Source organism: Planktomarina temperata RCA23, assembly GCF_000738435.1.
Classification (GTDB): domain Bacteria; phylum Pseudomonadota; class Alphaproteobacteria; order Rhodobacterales; family Rhodobacteraceae; genus Planktomarina; species Planktomarina temperata.
Genome location: NZ_CP003984.1, coordinates 2,036,640 through 2,057,585, shown reverse-complemented (window position 1 = coordinate 2,057,585; position 20,946 = coordinate 2,036,640). Strand labels below are relative to the sequence as shown.

Genomic DNA, 20,946 nt, shown 5'->3' with positions numbered 1-20,946 from the left:
CTTATGAAAGAAGGCCGTATGACCGATCAAACGCCAAGCCCTGATGAGATCTTATCCCTTGCCTCTCAATTGGCTGATGTGGCGGCCGAACAGACTTTGAAGTGGTTTCGCGCCCCAGCCTTGTTGACGCACAACAAATGGTCGGAGGGGTTTGATCCGGTCACCGAGGCCGATAAGGCGGCGGAGGCGGCAATGCGTGCGCTGTTGAAAGCACAGCGGCCCGAGGACTCTGTCATTGGCGAAGAGGCTCAAAATACCGTCGGCACATCTGGCCTATCCTGGGTGCTTGATCCGATTGATGGCACCCGAGGTTATGTCAGCGGGACACCCACCTGGGGCACTTTGATTGCCTTGAATGACGGCCACGAGCCGATTTTTGGAATGATCGATCAGCCCTATACGGGGGAGCGGTTTGTCGGCGGCTTTGGCATGGCCTTTATGGAGCGCCATGGGGTCAAAACCCCGCTGGCCACGCGCAGAAAGCGGCATTTGTCAGAGGCGACAATCTTCACCACCTTCCCGGAGGTCGGCAGCCCGCTTGAGGCTGAGGCCTTCCACGCCGTGGCCGGGCAGTGTCAGTTGACCCGCTACGGCATGGATTGCTACGCCTATGCGCTTTTGGCTGCGGGGCAGATTGATTTGGTGATTGAGGCCGGCCTGCAAGCCTATGACATTCAAGCCCCTATGGCGCTTGTGCAGGCAGCAGGTGGGGTGGTCAGTGACTGGCGCGGGGGCAATCCGATGAACGGGGGCAGATGCATCTGCGCGGCGACGCCGGAGCTGCATGCGGCTGCTTTGGAGATCTTACGCGAGGTGCCACTTGGCTGACACGCTAATTCAAAACGCCGATTTGGTGCTGACGATGGATGACATGCGGCGGGCCGTGCCGTCGGGGGATGTTTTGATGCGCGATGGGCGTATCGTGGCGGTGGGCCCTGATTTGCCAGCGACGGGCTGCACAGTCGTAAATGCGGCGGGCTGTTTGGTCACGCCGGGATTGGTCAACACCCATCACCACCTGTATCAAACCATGACGCGCGCAGTGCCCGCGGGGCAGGACGCAGCCCTCTTTGGCTGGCTGCAAGCGCTCTATCCAATTTGGTCGGCCATGCGCCCGGATGACTTTTTTGTCTCGGCTCAGGTGGGGATGGCGGAACTTCTTTTGTCGGGTTGCACAACCACATCAGATCACCTGTATCTCTATCCCAATGGCGCGCGGCTGGAAGATACGATACACGCCGCGCAAGAGATCGGTATGCGATTTCACCCCACACGGGGGGCTATGAGCATAGGTGAAAGCGCCGGAGGCCTGCCGCCAGATGGTTTGGTCGAGCGGGAGGCCGATATTCTCGAGGACATGATCCGTGTCATCTATGGCTTTCACGATCCGCGCCCCGGCTCGATGTGCCGGGTTGGGGTGGCGCCCTGCTCGCCTTTTTCTGTCAGCCGCGAATTGATGCGCGATACCGCGCTCTTGGCCCGTGACAAAGGGGTGATGATGCACACCCATTTGGCGGAAAATGACGAAGATATTGCCTATAGTTTGGAAAAATTTGGGATGCGGCCCGGGCAATATGCCGAAGATTTGGGCTGGACCGGGCCGGATGTTTGGCATGCGCATTGCGTCAAGCTCGATGCGGAGGAAATCTCGCTGTTTGCGCGGACGCAAACCGGGGTTGCCCATTGTCCTTGTTCCAACTGCCGTTTGGCCTCGGGCATTGCGCCGGTACGGGCGATGCGAGATGCGCGCGTGCCGGTTGGGCTTGGGGTCGACGGATCGGCTTCGAATGATGCAGGCAACCTGATGGCCGAAGCGCGCCAGACGCTGTTGCTGCAACGGCTGGCCTATGGCGCCGGCGCGATGTCACCGGGTGAGGCGCTTGAGATCGCCACTTTGGGTGGGGCTCAGGTTTTGGGCCGCGAGGATTGCGGCGCATTGGCACCCGGAAAATGTGCGGATGTGGTGATTTGGGATATGGGTGATGTAAATGCTGCCGGAAATTGGGACCCCGCAGCCATCCTTTTGGCCGGGCCAACTTTGGCACGCGATGTTTTTGTCAACGGCCAGCAGGTGGTCGCAGAGGGGCGTATTACCACGCTGGATCAACGCGCCTTGGCCCGCCGGCAAAATCTACAGATGCGTGCGCTGCAAGAGCGCGCCTAGCCCGGTGTTGTCACCGGGCAAAGTGTTTTGGCTTGGCGGTTGGATTGATATGCCGAGGTCTTCCTAGACCGGAACGCCCGCGACCCAGACTTGCCGAATGGCCCGGTCATCGCCCATCATGACCGTGGGAAACAAGCTCTCCCAAAAATCATTGGCATGTTCATAGCGCTGGGCGATTGCGGTTGTTGAGCTTAGGTTGAGAATACAAAGGTCTGCTTCGGCTCCTGCGCCCAGATGACCGATAGTGCCAGACAGGTGCAGCGCTTTCGCCGACCCTTCAGAGGCCAGCCACATAAGCTGCGCTGGATGCAGCGCTTGACCGCGCAATTGCGCCACCTCATAGGCCGCCGCCATGGTGCGCAGCATGGAAAAATTGGACCCCCCCCCGATATCGGTGGCCAGTCCCATGCTCACCCCTGCCTGCGCCAGGCCCATAAGGTCAAAAAGACCCGATCCGATAAAGGTGTTGGAGGTTGGGCAATGCACCACAGAGGCGCCGACGTCGGCCAATTGGTCGATCTCGCGCGGCTCAAGATGGATGGCATGACCATAAAGGCCGCGCGCGCCCAGCAGGCCGAATTGCGCATAGGTCTCGAGATAGTCGCGCGCCTCTGGAAACAGGCTGCGCACCCAGGCGATTTCTTCAGTTTGCTCGGACAGGTGAGTTTGCATCAAGCAGTCCGGACGTTCTTGCCACAGCCCGCCCAAGGCGGCGAGCTGCTCTGGGGTTGATGTCGGTGAAAACCGGGGGGTGATGGCATAGCTCAAGCGGCCGCGCCCATGCCATGTATCGATCAAATCTTTGCTGTCATCATAAGCCGATTGCGCCGTGTCGATCAGGCCGTCTGGCGCATTGCGATCCATACAGGTCTTGCCGCCCACCACGCGCATTCCGCGCGCCTGGGCTGCCTCAAAATAGGCGGTGACAGAAGCAGGGGCGGAGGTGCAATAGCTGGCCATGGTCGTCGTACCATGACTGAGGGCAATGTCGAGGTAACGCCCAGCAATCTTGGCGGCGTAATCGGGATCTGCCAGACGCATTTCCTCGGGAAATGTATAGCTGTTCAGCCAGTCGATGAGCCGCTTGCCCCAGCTGGCGATGATGGCGGTTTGCGGATAGTGCACATGCGCATCGACAAAGCCCGGAACGATTAAATCCGCGCCATAATCGACAATTTTGGCCCCAGGATGGGCTTGGCAGAGCGCTGCACGCGCGCCCACCTCAGCAATTTGTCCACCCCGCAGCAATACAGCACCATCTCGCCTATGCGTGGTGACCTCCTGCCAGGGCGCCTGGAAGGGATCACCGCTGAAACAAAGGGTTTGTCCGAGGAGAAGTGTGTCGGTCATGAAAAGCAGTCCAAAAATTCTTTTATCTGGCTATATCTTGTCATATGAAATGAGACTTCGTAAAGGCAGGTATGACAGATCTTTATGAAACCTCCGTCGAGCCAAGCGATGTTTTGGATGCCCAAAGGGTCTCTGATGTGCGTGGGGCGGTGGAGCATGAAGATGCGCAGCGGCTCCACACGCTGCTCGACCCTTTGCATCCGGCTGATATTGCTGACCTTTTAGAGCAGGTGAGCGACTCCGTGCGAGCGGGAATCTTGCGCCTGTGGAAAGACGGCATTGATGGCGATGTTTTGTCGGAGCTGGACGATAGCATCCGCGAAGATATCATCGATGGGCTGGACGCGGCCGAGTTGGCCGTTGCGGTGCGCGATTTGGACTCCGACGATGTGGTGGATCTGCTCGAAGATCTCGACGAGCCGCAACAAGAGGCCATCCTCGGCGCATTGGATGATGCGGAACGGGTTGTTGTCGAGCAATCCCTGTCTTTCCCAGAGGAATCGGCCGGCCGTTTGATGCAACGCGAAGTGGTCATGGCGCCAGAGCATTGGAACGTGGGCCAAGCGATTGATTACCTGCGCCGGCAAGAAGATTTGCCCGAACAGTTTTACCATATGATCCTCATCGACCCGCGTCTGCGTCCCACGGGCTATGTCACACTTGGCAAGCTTTTGGGCACCAAGCGCGCCACGCCGATGCTTGAGATTGCCGAAGACAGTTTTCGCACCATTCCGGTCGATCAGCCGGAAAAAGATGTGGCCTATGCCTTCAATCAATATCATCTCATCTCTGCCCCGGTTGTGGACGCCGATGATCGACTTGTCGGCGTGATCACCATTGATGACGCGATGATCGTGCTCGATGAGGAATATGAAGAGGATATGATGCGTCTGGCGGGGGTCGGGGAAGGCTCGCTGTCGGACAGTGTCTTGGACACCACACGCGGTCGTTTGCCCTGGTTGGCGGTGAACTTGGCAACGGCGATTATCGCGTCTTTGGTCATTTCTATGTTCGAAGCCACGATTGCGCAATTTGTGGCGCTGGCGGTTTTGATGCCGATTGTCGCATCGATGGGTGGCAATGCCGGCACGCAGTCGCTCACCGTGGCCGTGCGGGCCATTGCGACTAAGGATTTGACGACCTCCAATGTCTGGCGGGTTATCCGCCGGGAAGTCCTGGTGGGGCTTCTCAATGGCATGATCTTTGCGCTGGTTTTGGGTTTCGTCGGATATTTCTGGTTTGGCTCTTCGATCATCGGGTGGGTCTTGGCGCTGGCCATGGTGCTCAATATGGTCGTGGCAGGGCTGGCCGGCACGGTGATCCCGGTGGCGCTCGAGAAAATTGGCATCGACCCGGCTTTGGCTTCGGGTGCCTTTGTGACCACTGTGACCGATGTGGTCGGCTTTTTTGCCTTTCTGGGGCTTGCTGCCTGGATGTTGTTGTGAGTCTAGAGGCGCAAAAGACGGAGGCACGGCGCGCGGCTTTTGCCCGTCGCAAACAGGCCCATGCGGCGCAAAGCGGGGCAAGCGCTGGTGTATTGTCGGATGTTTTGGCCGGTTATCGCGGCGCGCCCGTGGCAGGCTTCATGCCCATCGGTACGGAAATTGACCCGTCCCCGGCTTTGGCAGAGGCCTCAGCCCATGGACCGGTCGGCCTGCCGGTGATTCAAGCGGCTGGGGCGCCTTTGCGTTTTGCGCTCTATACACCCGGCATGCAAATGGTGGAGGGGGCGTTTAAGGCGCTGATTCCGGTTGAACTCACATGGATGGTGCCAGAAATTGTGATCGTGCCGCTTGTGGCTTGGGATGCGCAGGGTGGGCGTCTGGGCTATGGTGGCGGGTTTTATGACCGCACGCTGGAGGGGCTGCGGGCCCGTGGGCCGGTATTGGCCATTGGCTTTGCGTTCAACGCGCAACAGGCGGAGGCGTTGCCCTTAGAGCCCACAGATCAACCGCTTGACATGATTGTGACGGAAGACCGGATCGTGCAATTTTCCAGCTAATCCAAGGCTTGGATCGGGTTTTGGCTCGGCGGCTGAGTTTTGCAGAAGTCTTCAGGGAAAAATGCTGTTTTTTGGCGTGGGTGGCCTGCTGGGTTGCGGGCGGCTGCAAATTTCGTATGCTCTAAAAAACTGAGGGTCTTGGCAAGAGCTGACCCAAGCCCGGCGACAGATCGGGCTGGACAGCATTTGCAGCCCCTCTGGTTCAACGTTCTTTGGGAGGAGATCTGATCATGACGGGCAACGCGTCGCATTGGTTTGTGGATCGGCACATCGCAGAGGGGCGCGGCGCGAAAACCGCATTTGAGGAAGCCTGGGAGGGCGGGCGGCAGCTGACCTATGGGGCGCTGGCCGAGGGCGCGGGCCAAGTCGCCGATGCCTTAACGCGCTCCGGCATTTCACGAGAAGCGCGCGCGGCGATGTTTGTGCTTGATCAAATCGAGTTTCCGCAGATTTTCTGGGGTGCTCTGAAGGCGGGTGTTGTGCCCGTTGCACTCAACACATTATTGTCCACGGACGTCTATGGCGCCATTCTGCGAGACAGCCGGGCTGCGATTGCCTTTGTCTCGCAAGAGCTTTGGGATGTGGTTGCGCCTGCGGTGCAAGCCTCACCGCACCTGCGCCACATTGTTGTGATCGGCCCCGAGGCCCCGGAGGGAACCCAGTCTTGGGAGGCGTTTGTGGCCGGAACCACGCCCGCAGAGACGCTGGAGTGCTCGGCAGATGAAATCGCATTTTGGCTCTATTCGTCCGGTTCAACGGGTGCGCCGAAGGGCGTGCGGCATGTGCATTCCGCATTGCGCCAAACCTGTGACACATTCGCCCGGCAGGTTTTGGATATTCAGGAGACTGACAAGGTGTTTTCCGCTGCCAAATTGTTTTTTGCCTATGGGCTGGGCAATGGCATGTCATTTCCCATGTCGGTTGGGGCCACCAGCGTGTTGTTTAATGGCCGGCCGACACCAGACACTGTGAGCCATATTTTGGAGGCCCATCAGCCCACAGTTTACTACGGTGTCCCGACGCTCTATGCCGCGCTGCTGCACAAGTGGGAGACGGATGGGGCGGCGCCTCAGGTGCCGCTGCGTTGCTGCACCTCAGCCGGAGAGGCGTTGCCGGCGGAAATTGGCCGCAAGTGGCGTGATCTTATGGGCATCGATATTATCGACGGGGTCGGATCAACGGAAATGCTGCATATTTTCCTCTCCAACCGGCCTGGTGACGTGCAGTATGGCACATCGGGCACGGCGGTTCCGGGCTATGAGGTTCGGCTGGTCGATGAGGATGGCGCCGAGGTTGACACTGGCGTTGTGGGGGAGCTTTTGGTACGCGGCGGATCTGCCGCCGCCGATTATTGGAACCAACGCGATAAAACCCGCCGAACCTTCGAAGGAGAATGGACCCGCACGGGTGATAAATATGAACGCACTGCGGCGGGCCGCTTTATCTATTGTGGGCGCACAGATGATATGTTCAAGGTCTCTGGCATCTGGGTCAGCCCATTTGAGATTGAGCAGGCCCTGGTCGCGTTTCCAGCCGTATTGGAGGCCGCTGTTGTGGCCCATCGCGATGAGGATGATTTGGAAAAACCCAAAGCCTTTGTGGTGCTGAAGCCGGGGCATGGACCGGAGGCGGTGGCGGGCATTCGCGCGTTTATCAAAGACAAAATCGGCAAGTGGAAATATCCCAGATGGATCGAGATCATTGACGACTTGCCGAAAACCTCTACCGGCAAAATCCAACGCTTCAAACTGCGCGGCCGGTCGTGAGCGCCCGATGGGCAGATGTGGGATCGTTGAAGGCGGGGGGGAAGTGGCTGGAATATGGCCGCCTGGGGCCAGCGCCAGCTGAGGCGCCAACTGTGGTCTTGCTGCATGAGGGGTTAGGGTCTCGCGATCTTTGGCGCGATTTTCCAGAGCGGCTGAGTGCCGCGACAGGCTGGGGGGTCTGCGCCTATTCGCGGGCGGGCTATGGCGGCTCTGACCCGGCCGCTCTGCCGCGCCCGCTCGATTACATGACCCGTGAGGCGCGCCTGGTTCTGCCCGAGGTTCTGAATGCCATCGGGTTTGAACGCGGCCTTTTGATGGGCCATAGTGATGGGGCTACGATTGCGGCGATCTATGCGGGAACGGTGCCAGATCCGCGGCTGTGCGGCCTTGTCACCATTGCGCCACATTTTTTCACCGAGGAGATTGGTCTGCGCGAAATCGTGCGGGCGAAACAGGCGTTTGACAGTGGATATTTGCGGTCGCGATTGTCGCGGCACCACCATGATCCCGACAATTGCTTTCGTGGCTGGAATGACGCCTGGCTGCATCCTGGGTTTAAAGATTGGACTGTTTCAGATGCGCTTGACGGTATCGGCGTGCCGGTCTTGGCCATTCAAGGCGCAGAGGACCAATATGGCACATTGGCGCAAATCGATGAGATTGAACGCCGTTGCCCGACGCCGGTGGAGCGGGTTGTTCTGCCCGGTTGCGGCCATGATCCCTGCTATGAGCGATCAGAGTGGGTTTTGCGCGAGCTCTCGCGCTTTTGCGCAGATTTGGACCACGCGCCGGCCAGGCCCGGTGTCGCATCTTGACGGGCGCGGCGCGAGACGTTCCGGAACATGCCTATGTTCCAGGACAGACCGCACGCCATGCGGAGGGGCGGTTTGTGCCCATATGCGCCACAGCACAGCTGGGCATGAGCCCCGCGCAATTGGCGCAAAGTGAGGCCTTTTGCACGGGATTGTTTTATCTGCAGCGCGGATATTTTTGGGAGGCTCACGAGCTGTTTGAGCCTGTCTGGATGGCTCTCGAGGAGGGCAGTGAGGAACGCCGTCTGCTACAGGCCTTGATCCAGCTCGCCAATGCGCAGCTCAAGCTCAGGATGCAGCGTCCAAAGGCGGCGAGTCGTCTGTGCATTATGGTGCGCGGATTGTTGGAGAAGCTGACCGGGGCGCGGGTTATGGGGCAAGACATCTCTCAGATTATGGCGCGCCTGGAGGCGGTGGAGGCCCGTGCCTATGGTGAATTATAGTGCATAAAATGCCAGCAATTTGGTTTTATAATTCCAACTAATTGAAAAATAGTAAGTAAATTTATGTTCTATTATGCACGAAATCGTTTACTTCCTCCGATCTCTTCTCTAGCCTGATGCCAAACCACAAAAGGGCTTCCTGCATGACCCAAGTCATAGATTTTCGGACCGATCCGGCTAAATATCGCCATTGGCGTGTCACCTATCATGGGGATGTGGCCAATTTGATTATGGATGTAGATGAGACCGCCGGATTGTTTGAAGGCTATGAGCTGAAATTGAATTCCTATGATCTCGGGGTGGATATTGAGCTGAACGATATCGTCCAGCGAATGCGGTTTGAACATCCCGAGGTTAAGGTTGTGGTCATGCAATCGGGCAAGGAGAAAGTCTTTTGCGCCGGGGCAAATATCCGCATGCTGGGCGGCGCGGCCCATAGCCACAAGGTGAATTTTTGCAAGTTCACCAATGAAACCCGCAACACCTATGAGGCGGCGGAGGCCGATAGTGGCCAAAAATATATTGCGGCCATCAAAGGGGCCTGCGCCGGCGGGGGCTATGAGCTGGCCTTGGCGTGCAACTATATTATGCTGACGGATGACAGCAGCTCGGCCGTGGGATTGCCCGAAGTGCCACTTCTGGCGGTTCTGCCCGGCACGGGTGGTCTAACCCGCATCACCGATAAGCGCAAAATGCGCCGCGATTTGGCTGATATCTTTTGCTCAATCGAAGAGGGTGTGAAGGGCAAACGGGCCAAAGACTGGCGCTTGGTCGATGAGGTCATTGCCAATTCCAAATTTGATCAAACCGTTCAGGACCGCGCTTTAGAATTTGCAGCCGCCTCGGACAAAGCCGTTGCCTCTCCGGGAATTTTGCTTGGCCCGCTTGAGCGGCAGATGACTGACTCTGGCATGGTTTACGAGCATATTGATGTGACTTTGGACCCTGCACACCGCCGGGCAGAAATTACACTCAAAGGTCCGACCGCCCCAGCTCCGGCCGATATCGCAGAGCTGCAAGCGCAGGGTGATCAAGCCTATATTCTGAAGCTTTGCCGAGAGCTTGAAGATGCGATTTTGCATCTGCGGTTTAACGAAATGGATCTTGGGCTTTGGGTGTTTAAATCCCAAGGGGATGGCGCGGCCTTTTTGGCCCATGAGGCTGTGATTGCCACGAGCGATCACTGGCTGGCGGCCGAAATCCGTCATTACTGGAAACGCACGCTCAAGCGGATCGATGTGACCTCGCGCTCTTTGGCGGCTTTTGTGGAAAACGGTTCTTGTTTTGCCGGGCTATTGTCAGAAATACTCTTTGCGGTGGATCGGACCTATATGATGGAGGGGGAGTTCGAAGATGATGAACGACCCGAGGCTGAAATTTGCCTGTCGGCTGCGAATTTCGGTCCAGTCCCCATGGGCAATGATTTGACCCGATTGCAAACGCGGTTTCTGGGCGAGCCTGAGCGTGTCGAACAGGCGCAGGACATGATCGGCGTGCCACTCGCGGCAGAGCAGGCCGATGCCTTGGGCCTGGTGACAATGATCCTTGATGATATTGATTGGGATGATGAGCTGCGTATTTTCATGGAAGAACGCGCCAGCTTTTCCCCCGATGCGATGACGGGGATGGAGGCCAATTTGCGGTTTGCCGGTCCAGAGACGATGGAAACGCGTATCTTTGGTCGTCTGACCGCTTGGCAAAATTGGATTTTCAACCGTCCAAATGCGGTGGGCCAAGAGGGTGCTTTGCAGCGCTATGGCACGGGCCTGCGCGGAAATTTCGATATGGAACGGGTGTAGACGCCCATGGATGCTCACCAACGGGCCATGTGCCACTGCTGGGTTTGATCAACAGGAGATAGAAATGCTGGATCTAATTAACGTCAATTATGACACGATGATTCCCAATAACGTGGGCCTATCGGAGGACCGTAAGGTTCTCAAAGCGCTGGAGAAATGGCATCCGGGCTATATCAATTGGTGGAATGATCTGATCCCGCAGAATTTTCAAGACAGCATGGTGTATCTGCGCACAGCGGTCAGCGTGGATCCAAAGGGTTGGGCCAAGTTTGATTATGTAAAAATGCCAGAATACCGCTGGGGTGTCCTCTTGGCGCCGCAAGTGGAAGACCGCGTGATCCCGATGGGGGAGCATGCCGGGCAGCCTGCCTGGCAAGAGGTGCCCGGTGAGTATCGCAATATGCTCAAGCGCTTGATCGTAATCCAAGGAGATACAGAGCCGGGATCTGTGGAACAACAGCGATTTCTCGGCCTCACGGCGCCATCACTTTATGACATGCGCAACCTGTTTCAGGTGAATGTGGAGGAGGGGCGTCACCTCTGGGCGATGGTCTATCTGTTGCAAAAATATTTTGGCAAAGACGGGCGGGAAGAGGCGGATGACTTGCTGCGCCGTTCGTCAGGTTCGGAGGAAGCGCCGCGCATGCTGGGGGCCTTCAATGAGGAGACACCAGATTGGCTGTCGTTTTTCATGTTCACCTATTTCACCGACCGCGATGGCAAGATGCAGCTGGAAAGCCTGGCGCAATCAGGTTTTGATCCGCTCAGCCGCACCTGCCGCTTTATGCTCACCGAGGAAGCCCATCACATGTTCGTTGGCGAGACCGGCGTGGGCCGTGTGGTGCAGGCCACCTGCGAGGCGATGAATAAAGCCGGGATCACAGATCCCTATGACATCGGTAAGGTGCGGGATTTGGGCGTGATTGATCTGCCGACCATCCAGAAAAAGCTCAATCTGCATTATTCCTTGTCGCTGGATCTGTTTGGTCAAGAAGTCTCGACCAATGCGGCCAATGCCTTCAATTCCGGCATCAAAGGCCGCTATATGGAGCAGCGTATTCAAGACGACCACCAGCTCAAACATGACAGCTACACCGTGCGTAGCGTCGTCGATGGCCAGATTGTTGCCCAAGAGGTTCCGGCGCTGACCGCTATAAATATGCGCCTGCGGGATGATTATATCCGCGATGCCTCGGGCGGAATTGGTCGGTGGAACAAGCTCATCGCCAAAACCGGAATTGAGTTTGAACTGGCTTTGCCGCATGAGGCCTTCCATCGTCAAATAGGCGTCTTTGCTGCGATCAAAGCCAACCCGGCGGGGGATGTGATTTCCCAAGCAGAGTGGGAGGCGCAGGCGGGAAAATGGCTGCCGACCAAGGAGGACGGCGCCTATATTCAATCGCTGATGGTGCCTTGTTTTGAGCCTGGCAAATTCGCACCTTGGATCGCAGCGCCCAAGGTGGGCATCGACAACAAGCCCGGTGACTTTGAATATGTCAAATTGCACATGGCCTAAGACCTGGTTGCGACCGGCACGGAAGGAACCGATATGAACACGCCGCTCAAACAACATCTGATCGATCCAGAGATCTGCATCCGCTGTTACACCTGCGAGATGACCTGTCCGCTTGGGGCGATTGAACATGATGATAACAATGTGGTGGTCAATGCGGATCTGTGTAATTTTTGCATGGATTGCATTCCCGTTTGCCCCACAGGCTCCATTGACGAATGGCGGGTGGTTGAAACGCCCTACACGCTTGAGGCGCAATATGAGTGGGAGGAGCTGCCTGAACAGGAAGAGCTGGCCGCCCCAGTGGATCCTGCGGACGGAGCGGAGGGAGAGCAAGACCCGATCGCCGCGCTTCTGGCCGAGGCGCAAAAAGGCGCGGGTGGTCGGGCGGTGGCGCCCGTCTCTGCGGCAAAACCAACCGTGAATCTTTACAATCTTAGCCATCCCGTTGAGGCGGTGGTGCAGGGCAATTATCCGTTGACCCAAGATCCAGAGCACGATGTCCGCCATATCATCCTAGACTTCCAAGGCCGGCCCTTTCCTGTGCTTGAGGGCCAATCTTTGGGCATTCTTGCCCCTGGCGAGGATTGCGAAGGCAAGGCGCATTTGCCCCGGCTCTATTCTGTGTCAAGCCCGCAGGACGGCGAGCGGCCAGGGTATCACAATGTGTCTTTGACCGTGAAGCGCGAGGCACAGGGCGTGTGCTCCAACTACATCTGTGATTTGCAGCCCGGTGACCGGGTGAATGTCACCGGGCCTTTTGGCGCCACCTTCTTGATGCCTGCAGATCAAGAGGCGCGCTTGTTGATGATTTGCACAGGCACGGGTTCGGCGCCGATGCGGGCTTTCACAATGGCCCGGCAACGCCGCGTGGGCCCGAAAGATGGGGGTATGGTCATGTTCTTTGGCGCGCGGACGCCCGAAAGCCTGCCCTATTTCGGCCCGCTCAACAAATTGCCCGAGTCTCTTTTGCAAAAGCACCTCAGCTATAGCCGCGTTGCGGGTGGACCGCGGGAATATGTGCAAGATTGTATGCGACAGGCGCGGGATCTGGTGGCCGGGATGCTACAAGATGGCCAGACCCATATTTACATTTGTGGCTTGAAGGAAATGGAAGCGGGCGTGGAGGCGGCCTTTGAGGAGATTGCCCAAAGCTTCGGAGGCAACTGGCCTGATCTGCGCGACACCCTGCGTGAAGCTGGACGCTATCATGTCGAAACCTACTGAGATGGACCCGCGCCCCCTTGGCGCATTTTGTCATAAAATCAATGTGACATGGGGCGATTGTGATCCTGCGCGCATCGTCTATACGGGCCGTCTGCCATGGTTTGCATTGGACGCAATTAATGGCTGGTGGGAAGCGCAGCTGGGCGGTGATGGCTGGTTCCAGTTGGAAGTTGACCGCAATTTGGGAACGCCTTTTGTGCGGCTGGAAATGGATTTTGCCCGCCCGGTCACGCCCCGTCATCCCCTATTGTGCTATGTTTGGCCCGAGCATTTGGGCGAGACATCCATCACCTTCCGCGTCGATGGTGAGCAAGAGGGGCAGCGGTGTTTTTCCAGCCGGTCGGTCAATGTTTTTGTCACCGCGAATGCGTTTAAGAAATGCCCCCCACCGGTGGATCTGCGTGAGATTGTCCTAAGCGCCATGGCGGAGTCGGCCCGATGAGTTTTGAGCGCAACGATCACTTGAATGTTCAAAAGAGCGCGGCTCTTGACCCGCCAAGCGCTGCGCTTTTGCGCAGTTTGGGCACGCGCCTACGGCAGATGCGAAAATCCCAAGGGTTAAGCCGTCGCAGCCTGTCCGAGCGCTCGGGCGTTTCACCGCGGTATTTGGCCAAAGTTGAGGCTGGAGATGGCAATATCTCCATTGGCCTCTTGATCAAACTCGCTGCGGCCTTGGAGCAGCCGTTGGAGCATTTCTTGATGGCGGATGCGATGTTTCATTCGGACTTACCGCATATCGCACAGCTTTATGCGCGCGCCGATGCCGCTGTGCGCGCGCGGGTCTTGCAGGTGCTAGATCCCGAGCGTATGGGGCGGCAAAAAGCGCAGCGCCTGTGTCTGGTGGGTCTGCGGGGGGCCGGGAAATCAACCCTGGGCGCACGGGTGGCGAAGGTGTTTGACGCGCCATTTATTGAGCTGAACCGCGAGATTGAAAAAAATGCAGGCATGGCGCTTCGCGAGATCATCGCGCTCTACGGGCAAGAGGGCTATCGCCAGCTTGAGGCCGATACTTTGACGGGCATTATTGAGGGGCACAGCCGCGCTGTTGTCGCCGTGGCAGGCGGAATCGTGTCGGAGGAGGGTAGTTTTTACCATGTGTTGTCGCGCTTCCACACGGTGTGGCTAAAAGCCTCTGCTTCGGAGCATATGGAGCGCGTGCGTGCGCAAGGCGACGTGCGACCGATGCAGGACAATCCGCAGGCGATGATCCAATTGCGCCAAATTTTGAGATCGCGCGAGGCTCTCTACACGCAGTCCGATCATGTTTTGGACACCAGTGGCAAATCGGTGAACCAAAGCCAGATCGAATTGTCCCAGCTCATTGAGAGCTGTCAAATTCTAAATGCGCGGGCGGTGTAACATCCGCGCCGCTTTTTCATATTCTCAAGGAGGGGTCCGATGCAGGTGACCATGCGCAGTGAAAATCATGTTGGCTATGTAACCTTGAGCAATCCACCGGTGAACGCCATTGGCCAAGCCCTCCGCCAAGGTCTGCTTGAGGCGGTGCGCTGGGCGGAGCGGGACAGGTTGGACCGGGTCATTGTCTTTGGTGCCGGGGGCGTTTTCGCAGCGGGCGCAGACGCAAAGGAATTTGACAGCCCACCGCAAGTGCCGCATCTGCCGGAGGTTTTGAATGCGATTGATGAAAGCTTCGTGCCGTGGATTGCCGCAATTGAGGGCGTGGCCTTGGGGGGCGGCGCTGAAATTGCCATGGCCTGCCGCATGCGCATTATGGCGCCTGATGCGCGCATTGGCCTGCCGGAGGTGACGTTGGGGGTTATCCCTGGAGCCGGTGGCACCGCGCGCCTGCCGCGTCTGGTCGGGCTGCAAAAAGCCGTTGAGATGATCACCATGGGCAAGCCCATTGGGGCGCAAGAGGCCCGCTCGGCGGGATTGGTCCATGCGGTGGAGGACGATCCCATTGAGGCTGCCTTCATGGTCAACAGCGAAGAGCTGGGCTGCATTGTGCCCACATGGGAATTTCATGCCCCCGCGCATGACCCGGATCTGTTCCACATGGCGCGTGAAAATCTAAAAGCAAAAATGGCTGGGCAAGAGGCGCCTTTGCGGGCGCTTGAGGTGATCGAGGCAGGGCTGTCTTTGCCATTTCACCAGGCTTTGACGCAGGAACGCCAGGTGTTTTTGGAGCTGAAGACCGGGCCACAAGCCAAGGCGTTGAGACATATTTTCTTTGCGCAGCGCGCCGCGAAAGCACCAGCGCATTTAAGAGGCGTGGCGTTGGAGGTGCGGCACGCGGTGGTGGTTGGTGGCGGCACGATGGGCGCCGGGATTGCCTATGCGCTTTTGGCAGCGGGCCTGCAGGTCACGGTATTGGAGGCAGATGCCGCCGGGCTGCAACGGGCTGAAGACACGATCGGCAAACTTACCGAGGCCAGCTTAAGACGGGGTATCATAGATGCCGCTCAGGCCGCCGATCAGCGCCGCCGGATGACGCTGAGCACGCAATATAGCGAAGCGGCCTCTGCGCAATTGGCTATTGAGGCGGTGTTTGAAGATATGGCGGTGAAACACGAAATTTTAGCCAAATTGGAAGCTGTGATGCCAGCGGATGCCGTGCTGGCCACCAATACGTCTTATCTGGATGTGAATGAGATGGCCGCGCGGCTTATGGATCCCACGCGTGTCATCGGCCTGCATTTCTTCGCACCGGCCCATATCATGAAATTGTTGGAAATTGTTCAAGGGGCACAGAGCAGCGATCGTGCGATTTCCACGGGGTATGCTTTGGCAAAACGCCTGGGCAAGGTTCCGGTTTTGGCCGGGGTCTGTGATGGGTTTATCGGCAATCGCATTTTAGCGCGCTATCGTGAGGCGGCCGATACGGTGTTCATGGATGGTTCAACCCCTTGGGACGTGGATGAGGCCATGGTAGATTTTGGCTATGCCATGGGACCCTATGAAGCCCAGGATCTCTCGGGCTTGGATATCGCCCATGCCAATCGGCAACGTCAGGCGCCGACTCGCGATCCAAACAGGCGCTATATCCCCATTGCCGATCGCATGATTGAGCTGGGGAAATTGGGCCGCAAGACAGGTGCAGGTTGGTATCGCTACCCCGGGGGTGGGGGCAAGGTGGAGGATCCAATCGTGGCGGATCTGGCCATAGAGGAGGCGCATTTTGCCGGAATGTCTCGCACGGATTATTCTGGGCCAGAGATCTGCCGAAGGCTTTTACTGGCCATGATCAATGAGGCAGCTGATATTTTGGACGCGGGCATTGCGCAATCGGCCAGTGACATCGATCTGGTAACGGTTTTTGGCTACGGCTTCCCGCGCTGGCGCGGCGGGCTGATGGATTATGCAGACAGTCTTGGGGTGAAGGCAATCGTGGCGCAGCTTGAGATTTTGGCGCGGGAGGATCCTGTGGCTTGGAAGGTCTCACCGCTGCTCCGCCGCTGCGCAGAGGCCGGGCAATCCTTGGCAGAAGCCCGGCCGAAGCTGTGAGCGGTGGTTATGAAAGACCTCCGAATAACCGAGCCGCCAAGCCAAAACACTTTGCCCGGTGACAACACCCGGCTGCGCCTGCCCAGGCCGGCACTGCCCTCTTTGCGCGTCGAAATTGCGTTGTGCAGAGGGGTTTGTGATGCAAAATTTATACTTGCCAGGGCGCTCAACTGCGCATTTAATACGATTTAAAACATAAGTTTAGGAGCTATACCTGCCGTGCATGATTTCACATCACATATTCGTTGGACAGGCAATCGCGGCGATGGCAATGCACGTTACGAGGGCTATGATCGGCGCTGGCAGCTGTGCAGCCCGGGAAAACCGGTCCTAGACTGCTCCAATGATCCGCTATTGGGTGGGGATCCTCCGCTGTATAATCCCGAAGACTTGCTGATCACCGCGCTGAGCTCTTGTCATATGATGTGGTTTTTACATTTGTCTTTCAATGCTGGGATTGTTGTGATGGGCTATGAAGATCACCCTATCGGCCATGGTGAGAGCGCGCCTTCTGGGGCGGGGCGCTTTGTTGCGGCAACGCTGCGGCCGCAGATCACATTGGCGCCCGGAATGGACGCGCAGGCGGCCGATGCGGTGCATGACCAGATCCATGATGTCTGCTTCATCGCCAGATCCGTCAACTTCCCCGTTCGCATCGCCGCGCAATACGACTTTGCAGAAATCTAAAGCCAAGCGCCCGTCTTGCTTTAGCGCCAACTGAGGCCTAAGGGGGTGCCATGAAAATTCTATATCTTGGTGATGTGATGGGCCGCTCCGGGCGGCAGGCAATTTCAAATGAGCTGCCCGATTTGCGGGCGCGTTTGAAGGCGGATTTTGTTGTGGTCAACGGCGAGAATGCCACCGGTGGCATGGGGCTGTCCGGCAACCATGCTCAGGAAATTCTAAAGGCGGGCGCCGATTGCATCACGCTTGGCGATCATGCCTTTGATCAAAAGGATATGCTGCAATTCATCGAAACCGAACCCCGCATCATCCGCCCGCTCAACTTTTCCAAATCAGCACCGGGGCGCGGGGCGGCGATTTTCACGGCCACGCGTGGACGAAAGGTTTTGGTGGCGCAAGTTCTGGGGCAGGTCTTTATGAAGCGGCCCTTCGACGATCCGTTTTCCGCTGTGGACGCCATATTGTCGCGCCATCCTTTGGGCGGGCAGGTTGCGGCGAGCTTGGTGGACATCCATTGTGAGGCCACCTCTGAAAAAATGGCGATGGGGCATTTTTGCGATGGCAAGGCCAGTGTGGTTGTGGGCTCGCACACCCATGTGCCCACGGCCGATGCGCAGATTTTGGAACGCGGCACGGGCTTTCAAAGCGATGCCGGCATGTGCGGTGATTACAACTCCGTTATCGGTATGCAAAAGGCCGAGCCGCTGCGCCGTTTTATCACTGGCATGCCCAAGGCGCGGTTTGAGCCGGCTCTGGGACCGGCGACTCTCTGCGGTCTTTTGGTTGAAACGGAGGAGTCCACTGGCAAGGCCAAATCCATCCAGATGATCCGCCATGGCGGGGTCTTGAGCCAATCAGATGGGGCGTCATCTGAATGAGGCGTCTTATCCCCTATGGTTGGCTTTTGTTTATCGGCATCAGCTGGGGGGCAACTCAGCCATTGGCGAAAATCGCTGTGTCCAGCGGCTATCAACCGCTGGGGCTGATTTTTTGGCAGATGTCCATAAGCGCTGTGGTTTTGGGACTGGTCAATATGATCCGCCGTCGACCTTTGCCGATCAATCGGCGGGTGCTTCCATTCTATCTGGCGATTGCCTTGATCGGGACGGTTATCCCAAATGCAGCCTCCTACAAAGCCTATACGGTTCTGCCGGCGGGGATCATGTCCTTGCTTTTATCCCTCATTCCCATGATCGCATTTCCAATTGCTTTGATGCTGGGCCTCGATCGGTTCAGTTTCAAACGCATGGCCGGTCTGTCTTTGGGGCTATTTGCGGTTTTGTTGATTGTTGGCGTGCCTGAGGCCCTGCCAAATGCAGCCATGCTGGCTTTTATTCCTCTGGGGTTGGTGCCGAGCCTTATGTATGCGTTTGAGGGCAATTTCGTGGCACGTTTTGGCACGGGGGGTGCGGGGCCATTGCAGCTGCTCTTGGGCGCTTCGATCATCGGGGTGGGGATCACCGGGCCGCTGGCCGTCTACAGCGGACAATGGATCAACCCGCTGCATGTCTGGGGCATTGCGGATGTGGCTGTGGTCACCTCGGCCTTGATCCACTCCATAGTTTATACTTTATATGTGATGATTGTGCGCCAGTTCGGTCCAGTTTTTTCGGTGCAGGTGAGCTATGTTGTGACCGCCGCGGGGCTGGGCTGGGCCATGTTGATTTTAGGCGAACGCTACGCCGGACCTATATGGCTGGCTTTGGCTTTGATGTTCATGGGCATTTATTTGGTCAGCCCGAATTTAAGGGACACTCAAAATGGAAAACCTCACTTTGAATGATCACAGCCAAGCGCTTTTTGCGCTTGGGGTGGTCGCCGTGATGTTTTTGTTATTTCTGCGCGAAAGCTTCCCAACGGAGGTCGTCGCGATTTTTGGGGTGGCTGTTTTGTTGATCAGCGGGGTGCTGCCCTATGATGTGGCGCTTGCGGTTTTGTCCAATCCTGCCCCTTGGACCATCGCGGCCATGTTTTTAGTCATGGGCGCATTGGTGCGCACAGGCAGTCTTATCGGATTTACCAAACTGGCCCATCGCCTGACCCAAAGGAGCCCGGCCTTGGGGTTGGGATTTTTGTTTGGATTTGTGGTTCTGGCCTCTGCGGTGGTGAGCAATACGCCTGTGGTGGTGGTGATGATCCCTGTGTTTGTGCAATTGGCCAAAACCCTGGACACATCGGCCAGCAAGCTCTTGATCCCCCTGTCCTATGCGGCGATTTTGGGCGGGACTTTAACCCTGATTGGCACCTCGACCAATCTTTTGGTCGATGGGGTTGCGCGGGCCAATGGGCTGGCGGGGTTTTCGATCTTCGAAGTCACACCCTTGGGCGCTATTTTGGTGCTCTGGGGCATGTTCTATCTGCGGTTTATCGCCCCGAGATTGCTGCCGACCCGTGCCAGTTTGGCCAATCTCTTATCTGATCGCCCAAAGATGAAATTTTTTACCGAAGCGGTGATCCCGCCGGAGTCGAATTTGATTGGCCGGGCGGTGGCGGGCGTGCAATTGTTCAAACGCCCGGGCGTGCGGCTGGTTGACGTGCTGCGCGGTGACCGCTCTTTGCGGCGCAGTTTGCAAGATGTGCAGTTGCAATTGGGGGACCGCGTGGTGCTGCGCACCGAAATGACCGAGCTTTTGTCGCTCCAAAGCAACAAGAGCCTGCGGCGGGTGGATCAAATTTCCGCGGTTCAGACCTCTACTGTGGAAGTTTTGGTCTCACCGGGCTGCCGTATGATTGGCCGGAGTTTGGGAGATCTGCGCCTGCGGCGGCGCTACGGGGTGTACACATTGGCGCTGCACCGCCGTGATCAGAACATCAAAGGCACGCTGGATGATGTGGTGGTCAGAATTGGCGACACACTTTTGTTGGAAGGGGCGGCTGAGGATATCGCACGATTGGCCGCGGATATGGATGTGCTGGAGGTGAATGCACCGTCCGAGAGGGCCTTTCGCAGGTCGCATAGCCCCATCGCGCTGTTGGCATTGTTGGGGCTTGTGGGGTTGGCGGCCTTTCAAGTGGCACCGATCTTTCTGCTGGCGATTGTCGCTGTGGCTGTGGTGTTGGTCACCCGCTGCATTGACGCAGAGGAGGCATTCGGATTCGTTGATGGGCGGCTTTTGGTGTTGATTTTTGCCATGCTGGCCATTGGCGCCGCGCTGGAGCATTCGGGCGCAGTCGTGCTTATTGCCGGTGGTTTGGCGCCTTACTTGGCGATTTTACCGGGGTTTTTGATCGTCTGGGCAATCTACCTTTTAACCTCGGTGCTGACGGAAATGGTTTCGAACAATGCGGTGGCTGTGGTGATCACGCCTTTGGCAATCAGCATTGCAGCCCAGCTTGGCATGGATCCTCGTCCATTAGTGGTCGCGGTAATGGTGGCGGCGAGCGCCAGTTTTGCCACGCCGATTGGCTATCAAACCAATATGCTGGTCTATGGGCCGGGTGGCTATAAGTTCACGGATTTTTTGAAGGTGGGTATTCCGCTTAACCTGTCAATTGGCGTGCTGGCCTCCCTGTGCATCCCATGGTTTTGGCCGCTCTATCCAGCAGGATGACGGCGGTCAGAAAAGCCAAGGCGTGGGACGAGAGACGCGGGAAATTTTGGTGGGGCGCGGTGATCGCATTTTCAGATATCGGCAAAACACCAATATCCCGCCGCGCTGGGCGCTTTCACGAGATTGGTATGAATTGCACCTAAAGATGGGTTGAATTGCCCCGCCGCCCC

General features: G+C 57.4%; 18 protein-coding genes. 17 read left to right on the top strand and 1 reads right to left on the bottom strand.

Features of this window, described 5'->3' with window-relative positions:
* Window positions 1-3 precede the first annotated feature (3 nt).
* Both hisN and RCA23_RS09785 read left to right on the top strand, forming a co-directional pair.
* Window positions 4-828, top strand: coding sequence for a histidinol-phosphatase (gene hisN, locus RCA23_RS09790; RefSeq protein WP_236631344.1), 825 nt, complete (start codon window positions 4-6; stop codon window positions 826-828).
* Window positions 821-2,164: an 8-oxoguanine deaminase gene (locus RCA23_RS09785; RefSeq protein ID WP_044050158.1), complete on the top strand. Its 1,344-nt coding sequence runs from the start codon at window positions 821-823 to the stop codon at window positions 2,162-2,164. Before hisN ends, RCA23_RS09785 begins: the two co-directional genes overlap by 8 nt.
* A gap of 63 nt (window positions 2,165-2,227) precedes the next feature.
* Here RCA23_RS09785 and guaD read toward each other — a convergent pair whose 3' ends face one another.
* A complete protein-coding gene (gene guaD, locus RCA23_RS09780) occupies window positions 2,228-3,514 on the bottom strand; it encodes a guanine deaminase (RefSeq protein ID WP_044050157.1) in 1,287 nt (428 codons plus the stop codon).
* A 71-nt stretch (window positions 3,515-3,585) separates the two neighbouring features.
* Between guaD and mgtE the strand changes: the two genes are divergently transcribed.
* The 15 genes from mgtE to RCA23_RS09705 all read left to right on the top strand — a co-directional run bounded on the left by mgtE (window position 3,586) and on the right by RCA23_RS09705 (window position 20,776).
* A complete protein-coding gene (mgtE, locus tag RCA23_RS09775) occupies window positions 3,586-4,959 on the top strand; it encodes a magnesium transporter (protein WP_044050156.1) in 1,374 nt (457 codons plus the stop codon).
* Window positions 4,956-5,516, top strand: coding sequence for a 5-formyltetrahydrofolate cyclo-ligase (locus RCA23_RS09770; RefSeq protein WP_044050155.1), 561 nt, complete (start codon window positions 4,956-4,958; stop codon window positions 5,514-5,516). Before mgtE ends, RCA23_RS09770 begins: the two co-directional genes overlap by 4 nt.
* Window positions 5,517-5,746: 230 nt before the next feature.
* On the top strand, window positions 5,747-7,282 hold the full coding sequence (locus RCA23_RS09765) for a benzoate-CoA ligase family protein (RefSeq protein ID WP_044050154.1): 1,536 nt from the start codon (window positions 5,747-5,749) through the stop codon (window positions 7,280-7,282).
* The gene (locus RCA23_RS09760) at window positions 7,279-8,097 is read left to right on the top strand and encodes an alpha/beta fold hydrolase (RefSeq protein ID WP_081870947.1); all 819 of its coding nucleotides are present in this window, start codon (window positions 7,279-7,281) and stop codon (window positions 8,095-8,097) included. Before RCA23_RS09765 ends, RCA23_RS09760 begins: the two co-directional genes overlap by 4 nt.
* Complete coding sequence (locus tag RCA23_RS09755) at window positions 8,094-8,537, top strand: DUF309 domain-containing protein (RefSeq protein ID WP_044050153.1); 444 nt, start codon at window positions 8,094-8,096, stop codon at window positions 8,535-8,537. The genes RCA23_RS09760 and RCA23_RS09755 overlap by 4 nt, the downstream gene beginning before the upstream one ends.
* A gap of 143 nt (window positions 8,538-8,680) precedes the next feature.
* Window positions 8,681-10,336 carry a 2,3-epoxybenzoyl-CoA dihydrolase gene (gene boxC, locus RCA23_RS09750; protein WP_044050152.1) on the top strand — a complete coding sequence of 552 codons (1,656 nt, stop codon included), beginning with the start codon at window positions 8,681-8,683 and terminating at the stop codon, window positions 10,334-10,336.
* Window positions 10,337-10,400: 64 nt separating this feature from the next.
* Complete coding sequence (boxB, locus tag RCA23_RS09745) at window positions 10,401-11,852, top strand: benzoyl-CoA 2,3-epoxidase subunit BoxB (RefSeq protein WP_044051464.1); 1,452 nt, start codon at window positions 10,401-10,403, stop codon at window positions 11,850-11,852.
* Between the two features lie 33 nt (window positions 11,853-11,885).
* Entirely contained in the window at window positions 11,886-13,076 is a 1,191-nt protein-coding gene (gene boxA / locus RCA23_RS09740; RefSeq protein ID WP_044050151.1) for a benzoyl-CoA 2,3-epoxidase subunit BoxA, read from the top strand.
* Window positions 13,060-13,518 carry an acyl-CoA thioesterase gene (locus tag RCA23_RS09735; protein WP_236631343.1) on the top strand — a complete coding sequence of 153 codons (459 nt, stop codon included), beginning with the start codon at window positions 13,060-13,062 and terminating at the stop codon, window positions 13,516-13,518. Before boxA ends, RCA23_RS09735 begins: the two co-directional genes overlap by 17 nt.
* Window positions 13,515-14,435 carry a helix-turn-helix transcriptional regulator gene (locus tag RCA23_RS09730; protein WP_052377124.1) on the top strand — a complete coding sequence of 307 codons (921 nt, stop codon included), beginning with the start codon at window positions 13,515-13,517 and terminating at the stop codon, window positions 14,433-14,435. The genes RCA23_RS09735 and RCA23_RS09730 overlap by 4 nt, the downstream gene beginning before the upstream one ends.
* A 39-nt stretch (window positions 14,436-14,474) precedes the next feature.
* The gene (locus tag RCA23_RS09725; protein ID WP_044050149.1) at window positions 14,475-16,541 is read left to right on the top strand and encodes a 3-hydroxyacyl-CoA dehydrogenase NAD-binding domain-containing protein; all 2,067 of its coding nucleotides are present in this window, start codon (window positions 14,475-14,477) and stop codon (window positions 16,539-16,541) included.
* Between the two features lie 219 nt (window positions 16,542-16,760).
* Complete coding sequence (locus RCA23_RS09720; protein WP_236631342.1) at window positions 16,761-17,228, top strand: OsmC family protein; 468 nt, start codon at window positions 16,761-16,763, stop codon at window positions 17,226-17,228.
* Between the two features lie 50 nt (window positions 17,229-17,278).
* Window positions 17,279-18,103, top strand: a complete 825-nt coding sequence (locus RCA23_RS09715; protein ID WP_044050147.1) for a TIGR00282 family metallophosphoesterase — start codon at window positions 17,279-17,281, stop codon at window positions 18,101-18,103.
* The gene (locus RCA23_RS09710; RefSeq protein ID WP_044050146.1) at window positions 18,100-19,008 is read left to right on the top strand and encodes a DMT family transporter; all 909 of its coding nucleotides are present in this window, start codon (window positions 18,100-18,102) and stop codon (window positions 19,006-19,008) included. Before RCA23_RS09715 ends, RCA23_RS09710 begins: the two co-directional genes overlap by 4 nt.
* Window positions 18,986-20,776: an SLC13 family permease gene (locus RCA23_RS09705; RefSeq protein ID WP_044050145.1), complete on the top strand. Its 1,791-nt coding sequence runs from the start codon at window positions 18,986-18,988 to the stop codon at window positions 20,774-20,776. The genes RCA23_RS09710 and RCA23_RS09705 overlap by 23 nt, the downstream gene beginning before the upstream one ends.
* Window positions 20,777-20,946 lie beyond the last annotated feature (170 nt).